The following is a 7,129-nucleotide window of genomic DNA, read 5'->3' as shown; positions in this document are numbered from 1 at the left end:
CAAACGGATAGCCGATGCCACTAACAGCGATTCGGTTACCAACATTATTACCGCTGCAGAAGTTAATGAAGGCAATATCACCATGGCCAATCAAACTAATACCTGGAAATTTGAGGCTAAAAATGTTACCGATTTTGTATTCGCCATTAGCAACCATTATGTTTGGAAAGCGTCAAGTGTGCTTGTCGACACAAGAACAGGGCGGCGCACCCGGGTTGATGCCGTTTATAACCCGGAGAATAAAGCTTTTGAACCAGTTATTGGTTACGCCCGTAAAACGGTGGAACTGATCAGTTACAAAATACCCGCCGTTCCGTTCCCTTATCCGCACCAAACAATTTTTGAAGGGCTTGATGCTACCGAGTACCCCATGATGGTGAATAACCTGCCTTTTGAAAAAGATGAAACTGTTGAATTTACTGTTCATGAGGTGTTCCATGCGCTTTTCCCTTTTTATGTTGGCAATAACGAAACAAAACATTCTTTTTTGGATGAAGGATGGGCCACGTTTTCTGAATTTAGCCTTTCGCCACTCATCGAATCTAAATTAGCCGGGACGTATGATATGAGTGATATTAACAACAGCGCGGGCTCTGACCAGGATGTGCCAATCATGACGCTTACACCGCAATTGTATGGCAAAGCGCGGTTCTCTGATAAAGACCTGAAACCAGCGATAGGATTTCATTACATACGCGAAATGCTGGGCGATAGCCTGTTTTTAAAAGCCATCCGGTACTATATTAAACAGTGGAATGGTAAGCACCCCACCCCGTACGATTTCTTTTATTGTATGAATGCTGGCACAGGTAGAAACATGAACTGGTTTTGGAAAAACTGGTACTTTGAAAAGTTTGCGCCTGATCTGGCTATCACAAAGGTTAATCGCCAAAAGCAGCAGTATAGTGTTATAGTGGCAAATAGTGGAGGTGCCGCTGTACCTGTGCATCTTATAGTATCTTATAAAGATGGCAGCAAACAAGCTATAGATGTAAGTATTGCCTGCTGGGAAAAGGGGAATAAAACAATAACTGCATCTTTTAAATCGAACAAGCCGCTAAGTAAAATAGTGCTGGGTAAACCTTATGATGTTGATATTAACCCCAAAAACAATGTTTGGGTGGCCGGGGCTAATTAAAGGCCGTCACACTTCGGTATAATAGCTATTAACCATACTATTTTTTTTATGATAAAGGTTTATCGTAACTTAATATATCTTTGCACTTTAAATTTTACAATCACATTTTCATGGCAAAGGCATCTGAAATTAAAGTAGGGAATATATTACGCTTCAACGGCGAATTGGTAACTGTTACAGAAGTTTTACACCGCACACCTGGTAAAGGTGGCGCGTTCTATTTAGATAAGTTTCGTAATATTAAAACAGGTAAAATTGTTGAAGCCCGTTTAGCTACCGACGAGCAGGTGGAGATCTGCAGGGTAGAAACAAACGATTTTCAATATCTGTACGAAGAGGGAGACTATATGGTGATCATGGATAATGTTACCTACGATCAGCATAATATACCAAAATCATTATTTGGCCCGGCTGTTAAATTCCTGAAAGAGGGGATGAACGTTATCGTATCTTTTGAAAGCGAAGAGCCTATCATGGCAACTGCTCCTAACTTTGTAGAACTGGAAGTTACCTATACCGAACCTGCTGTTAAAGGCGATACATCTTCGGGTGCGCTTAAAAATGCTACTACAGAAAACGGTGTAGAAATAAAAGTGCCCCTTTTTGTAAACCAGGGCGATAAAATAAAAGTAGATACACGCACCGGCGACTACGTTGAGCGTGTGAAATAGATAATCATATAATTACATGAAAAGCCACCCGAAAGAGTGGCTTTTCATGTTTATAGCCCATATCCGGCTAAGGTTTTACTTCCTGTCAAAAATTGCCAGCATATTTTCGAGCGCCCTGGCACTGTGCATCCGTTCTCCGTTTGTAAGCGAGGCTTGTGCTGCCATTGCAGCCCTTTTACACATATTTATTTCATAAAAAGAGATGGCTTCATGTAAAGTTTTATGCCCGGCAGATGTTAAACACTCACTTAATTCCAAAGCATCAAGCATGGCCGTGTTTGCACCTTCGCCCGCAAAGGGGGGCATTACATGTGCTGCATCACCCAGCAGCGTTAAATTGGGGAGCGCTTTCCAGGTTTGATCTAAGGGCATACAATAAATTGGGCGTGGAATAAATGGTGCTGCTGAATTTTCAAACAGTTCATACCAAATACTGCTCCATTCAGCGTATTCTTTTTTAAACCATGTAAGCAATTGTGCTTTATCCGAGTAGTCTAAGCCATTGTTAGCAAACCAGTTTTCATCTGCTTTAAAGCTTAAGTAAAAACCCAGGTCGCCATTACCTTTCTGCCCTCCCAATATGCACTTTGAATTTCCGAAAGCCATAATCTTTCCGCCGTTTAGCAATGCATAAATATGGGGTGTTGCTTTTTCTGCATCGTAAACATTGAGTTCAACCATTGTAATGCCCGAATAAAAGGCCTTGATATTTGTAATATATGGGCGGATCCTGGAATTAGCACCATCAGCGGCAACTACAATATCAGCGTAAGCAGATGAACCGTTTTTGAAATGCATCAGCCAGCCTTCATTTTGTTTTTCCAGTGAAACATAATGACTGTCCCACACAACCGTTCCCGGGTGTAACGACTCCAGTAATATTTTCCTTAATACACCACGGCTTATTTCAAGGCGAACTTGGTTACTATCATAAACTTCTGCAGGTTGGGTTTCATGGTCGCTGAAACATACTTCAGCATTTTTATTTACGATGATTTTTTTATCGGCCCCTATAAGGGCATTTTTGGTGAATTCATCAAACAAATTTGCCTTGCGTAACGCAGCCGATCCCGACTCTTCATGCATATCAAGCGGCGAGCCCTGCACCCGGGCATCTTTATTAACATCTCTTTCGTATACTTTTACATTTGAACCTTTCAACTGTAAAAGCCTTGCCAGGGTTAATCCCCCGGGGCCGCCACCTATAATGGCAATCTGTTTATTTTGTATCAACATTCTTTTCATGATTGAAATGCAAAATTCAGGATTGCTGCTAAATCAGGCTTGTACAAACGCGACAAAATCGGTGCTAATAGCCTGTTTCCCTTTCTTTGCGATTCGTGCGAATGCCGCAGGTGTGGTACCGCTGTAGCGCTTAAACTCCCTGTTTAGATGGGATTGATCTGTATAACCCAACTCGTGAGCTAAACCGGCAAGGCTGGTATTTGGATATTGCCATAAATGGTTACGTACCTGCTCAAAGCGCATCAGCCCGGATACATCTTTAACTGTATAACCAGAGGATTGCTTGAAGCTCCTTTCCAGTGTACGTACTGTTGCATGGGCCGCCTCTGCCACTTTGCTTACCGGCATGGTGCCGTTTGCTCCCCGCATAGCAACCCCCGCTTTAAATAACATACTGTTGGTAGCTGTCCGCGACCGGGCATCCATAAAATACCGTGTTACTTCAGCCACAGCCTCATGTATCCTGTTCGCATATATCAATTCATTTAACGTGGGTTGAAGCTGGGCGATAGGATGCTCAAATACCCGCACCCCGTCTTTACCGGAGGGCAGCCCGAGCAGATCAAACACAGCCCAGGGAAAACACCGGATACCAATGATTTCGAAACGGTTTTTTGTGAAAAAGTGAACAGGCTGATTGAGCAGGCCCATCATAAACGGTGATGGCAATGGCTGTAAGCCTCCATTATGCAAAATGCTGCAACCGCTGCCGAAATGAAAGATAATTTCAGCGTAGCCGTCGGGTTGTACCTCAAAGCTCGATGGTAGTTCTCCGAGGTCTCTTCTGTCGTACCAAAAACACTTGATGGCATTGCGTAGCTCTTCAGGAGGTTCAAATTCTTGATGCTGCATTTTTAAAGATAGGATATTTGAATGTAACGGGATATGCCGGACAACCGGGGGATAATAAATTTCTCCAAACAAAATTGTTTTTAGAACCTTTTAAGTGAACCAAACCTTTGGAATGAACAGATCTGCCTTGCTACTTATCCTGCCTATGATTTTTGTTGCCTGCCAAAGCAAGCCTGCAAAAAACCTTAATGCTATTAAAAATACCCACAAAGACACGGTTAAATCCATAACAAAATCACCCGAAGCATCAGACATAACCGGTATATATTACGCCGAATCGTTAGATGGCCAAAGCGAAAGCTGCAATATGTCCGTCGAGATCAAAAAAGATGGCGCGGGTTATTCGTATGAAATTTCCCTCAATGACGAAAAAACCAAAGGCAAGGCCTCGCTACAAAAAGGCGAAGACAAGCAAACCTACATTAATTTTGAGGGTATCAAATGGGCCGAATATGAAGGCGATATTTCAAATGACCCGGAAAAGGGCGATACCACTTCACTTGAACTCCCGGTAGGTATTAGCGGCGTAATTGCGGGCAATGAGATCACCATTCAAAACACAGGTAACGCCATGAATTATTATGTGAAATTTGCCGGGTGCGACGAAAAATATATCAGGCTGGTAAAAACTCAACTATGAAAGAGCATACGGATACATGCAAGGCCGCTTACACCGAGCAACAGGCAAACATTAGTATAATGCTGGTAATAGCCATTATATTAATTGTTGGCGTTTATATGGGCTGCACACAAAGCAGTGAGAACGACAGGTTGTTTCAGGGCGCTGTTATAGCTCCCATTATTACCATTTTGTCAGGTATTTACACGTTTTCGTACCGGGGTAAAGCGCATTTAACAAGCCGTATCGTATTTTTCATTTTGCTGGCGCTAAGCATATTCAGCATAGGGATGTTATATTATATCACAGAGCTGGGTAAAGCTTTTGCACACTGATTATGAAAAAGCTAAACATCACCAATAAAATTTACGTGGTTATATTGCTTGCGATGATCATTGCAACAGCGGTTAAATTTTTCAGTTACAGCGGTTGGAGCAGATATTATTACGGCGCTTCTGTATCAGCACCACGAAGCTACCCTGCTCATGTACGTAATGCTTTTTTTATTTTAAAAGACGGAGATACAAAGCCCATTGCTACAAGTGATGTTAACGATAACAGAGGCAATTGGGGTTATGGAGATTATCAAAGCCCGCGCAATCCTGATCAACTACCGGAAAAACTTGTATTAGAGTATACCTCCTACCGTGATGGACTTTTTTATGCCGATACCATATCATTGCCTTTACAAGCCATAAAAGATGCTTTTAAGGCTGTAGACAAAAAGGGGATCAACACCGAGCAATACCAGGCCCCAACGGTTAAGCGGTTTGATTTTGTTATAGGCATAGCTAATAAAGGCAATATTATTGTATGGCTGCAAGGCGAGCATAATGAGACAACCCTGTTAAAATATAAAATAACCCCGCATGAACCTGTTGGCGACCAAACTTATTATAACGGCAGGTTGCCGAAAGAACAATACTTACAGGAGGTTTTTCATATAGACAGTGCCCTTAAGGCTGATATTGCAAAAGGGGTTGACAGGGATGCCAATTACATAGATACGCCATCGCTTTTTAAATTAAGGATACAACAGCAGTAATAACATGATACCAATGCCCGGCCTTAAATTATTACGGATAATATTTTTTATACTGTTTTTATTACCGGTGCAGTTGTGCATAGCACAAAAGCATTACACTTTAAAGCAGATTCCCGATCCAAAAGCTACAGGCGGCCCCGGTTCCATAAGCAACCCGGATGCTGTTTTAAGTGAAAGTGATGTTGCCTGGCTTAATCAGATTATTGCTCAGCTCGAAGAAAAAACAAATGTGCAAATAGCCGTTGTGGCGGTACACGATTTTGATGAACATGCCGAGGTGTTTGATTTTGCACTGCAGCTTTTTAGAACCTGGGGCATAGGCAAGGCCCGTGCAGATAATGGCTTATTACTATTTGTAGCTACCAACCGGCGCGAATACCGATTTATTACCGGCTATGGACTGGAGGGTTTATTACCCGATGCAGCCCTTAAAAAAATAGGGGATAATTACCTGGTGCCAGCCTTTAAAGAAGGCGCTTATGGCTCGGGCATTACCAACGCGCTTACCGCTATTGCCGGTTACCTTAGTCAATCGGGTAATAAAAAAGAGCTGGACCAACTGATGCTAAAGCAAAAGCATTTAGAAAAACCCTGGATGGAAACCCTTGGCATTTGCGCGCTCATTATCCTGGCAGCGATACCTATATTACGCAGCACTAAAAAGCACATGCCGTTTGTTGCCGGTAAAACAAATAGAACCAACGGATACGATAAGGTAATTACGGTAGGGTGCGGGGGCTTATTCATTATCGGTTTCGCGTTGGTGTTTTTATCTGCTTTTACCATAGGCTTTGGATGGCTTAAAATTATTACGCTTACAGCCGTTCCGTACATACTGTATGGGCTTATAGCTATCGGCCTGTTTTTTAGGTACTATGCAGCGTTAGGCGCCAATCGTAAGTTTTACAAGGATGATGAGAATTTTGCAAACGCGGCACAACAACTTAATAAGGTAGCTTGGTGGTATGGTATTGTATCGCCATTAATACTGATAGCGATTGTTATAGAAGAGATTCGGCGTAGAAACATTGTTAAGCGATTTAAAGCCCCATTAGATACACGCAAAAAACCTATGGTAAGGATAAACAGGGATAAGAATAAAGATGGCAAACCCTACATTACATCAGGCCAGTTTGCCGAAGAAAACGCGGGCGTGTACATATATGATATCTGGGTTAGCGCCGATGGTAAAGAAAACAAGATAATAGCCAACGAAGGCGATAATTTTGACGATTTTACCGACTGCCCGCAATGCAAGTTTAAAACATTATGCAAACCCAAAACCATTACGCTGGCTAGTGCTACTTACAGCCGCGAGGGTAAAGGTAAAGAGGTGCGCCGGTGCGACAATTGTGATTACGAGGAATTGATAAAAATGGTGGTTTTCCCCATGCTTACTAAAAGTTCCAGTTCATCAAGTTCAAGCAGTGGTGGCAGCGGTTCCTCATCCAGTAGCAGCAGTTGGGGCGGTGGCAGTAGTGGTGGCGGCGGCGCAGGTGGTAAATGGTAAGTTTTTTAAATACATGCCATTTCTGCTTTTTTTGCCAAAAAACAAAGGC

General features: G+C 42.5%; 8 protein-coding genes. 6 read left to right on the top strand and 2 right to left on the bottom strand.

All coding sequences use genetic code 11. From position 1 onward, the window contains the following. Window positions 1-1,138, top strand: a 1,138-nt coding sequence (locus WC615_RS11170; RefSeq protein ID WP_372978177.1) for a M1 family aminopeptidase, incomplete at its 5' end; no start/stop codon positions are given. A 110-nt stretch (window positions 1,139-1,248) separates the two neighbouring features. Beyond that, window positions 1,249-1,809, top strand: coding sequence for an elongation factor P (gene efp, locus WC615_RS11165; protein ID WP_372978176.1), 561 nt, complete (start codon window positions 1,249-1,251; stop codon window positions 1,807-1,809). A 75-nt stretch (window positions 1,810-1,884) separates the two neighbouring features. Here the strand turns inward: efp and WC615_RS11160 are convergent, their stop codons facing one another. Both WC615_RS11160 and WC615_RS11155 read right to left on the bottom strand, forming a co-directional pair. After that, window positions 1,885-3,054, bottom strand: a complete 1,170-nt coding sequence (locus WC615_RS11160) for an FAD-dependent oxidoreductase (protein WP_372978175.1) — start codon at window positions 3,052-3,054, stop codon at window positions 1,885-1,887. 33 nt (window positions 3,055-3,087) lie between these two features. After that, window positions 3,088-3,906, bottom strand: a complete 819-nt coding sequence (locus WC615_RS11155; protein WP_372978174.1) for a helix-turn-helix domain-containing protein — start codon at window positions 3,904-3,906, stop codon at window positions 3,088-3,090. Window positions 3,907-4,018: 112 nt separating this feature from the next. Here WC615_RS11155 and WC615_RS11150 point away from each other — a divergent pair, with 112 nt between their 5' ends. The 4 genes from WC615_RS11150 to WC615_RS11135 are packed head-to-tail and all read left to right on the top strand — an operon-like array spanning window position 4,019 to window position 7,080. Beyond that, a complete protein-coding gene (locus tag WC615_RS11150) occupies window positions 4,019-4,546 on the top strand; it encodes a hypothetical protein (RefSeq protein WP_372978173.1) in 528 nt (175 codons plus the stop codon). After that, the gene (locus WC615_RS11145; RefSeq protein ID WP_372978172.1) at window positions 4,543-4,860 is read left to right on the top strand and encodes a hypothetical protein; all 318 of its coding nucleotides are present in this window, start codon (window positions 4,543-4,545) and stop codon (window positions 4,858-4,860) included. Before WC615_RS11150 ends, WC615_RS11145 begins: the two co-directional genes overlap by 4 nt. Window positions 4,861-4,862: 2 nt before the next feature. Next, on the top strand, window positions 4,863-5,570 hold the full coding sequence (locus WC615_RS11140) for a DUF2931 family protein (protein ID WP_372978171.1): 708 nt from the start codon (window positions 4,863-4,865) through the stop codon (window positions 5,568-5,570). 4 nt (window positions 5,571-5,574) lie between these two features. After that, window positions 5,575-7,080 (top strand): YgcG family protein, encoded by a 1,506-nt coding sequence (locus WC615_RS11135; RefSeq protein ID WP_372978170.1) that lies wholly within the window; start codon window positions 5,575-5,577, stop codon window positions 7,078-7,080. Window positions 7,081-7,129 lie beyond the last annotated feature (49 nt).

Source organism: Mucilaginibacter sp. (assembly GCF_041663085.1).
Taxonomy (GTDB): domain Bacteria; phylum Bacteroidota; class Bacteroidia; order Sphingobacteriales; family Sphingobacteriaceae; genus Mucilaginibacter.
Note: the sequence above shows the minus strand (reverse complement) of the source record. Positions and strands in the feature narration are given on the sequence as shown.

Coding starts and splice junctions, on each gene's coding strand:
- efp (WP_372978176.1), top strand. CDS start 1,249: ATGGCAAAGGCATCTGAAATTAAAGTAGGGAATATATTACGCTTCAAC.
- WC615_RS11160 (WP_372978175.1), bottom strand. CDS start 3,054: ATGAAAAGAATGTTGATACAAAATAAACAGATTGCCATTATAGGTGGC.
- WC615_RS11155 (WP_372978174.1), bottom strand. CDS start 3,906: ATGCAGCATCAAGAATTTGAACCTCCTGAAGAGCTACGCAATGCCATC.
- WC615_RS11150 (WP_372978173.1), top strand. CDS start 4,019: ATGAACAGATCTGCCTTGCTACTTATCCTGCCTATGATTTTTGTTGCC.
- WC615_RS11145 (WP_372978172.1), top strand. CDS start 4,543: ATGAAAGAGCATACGGATACATGCAAGGCCGCTTACACCGAGCAACAG.
- WC615_RS11140 (WP_372978171.1), top strand. CDS start 4,863: ATGAAAAAGCTAAACATCACCAATAAAATTTACGTGGTTATATTGCTT.
- WC615_RS11135 (WP_372978170.1), top strand. CDS start 5,575: ATGATACCAATGCCCGGCCTTAAATTATTACGGATAATATTTTTTATA.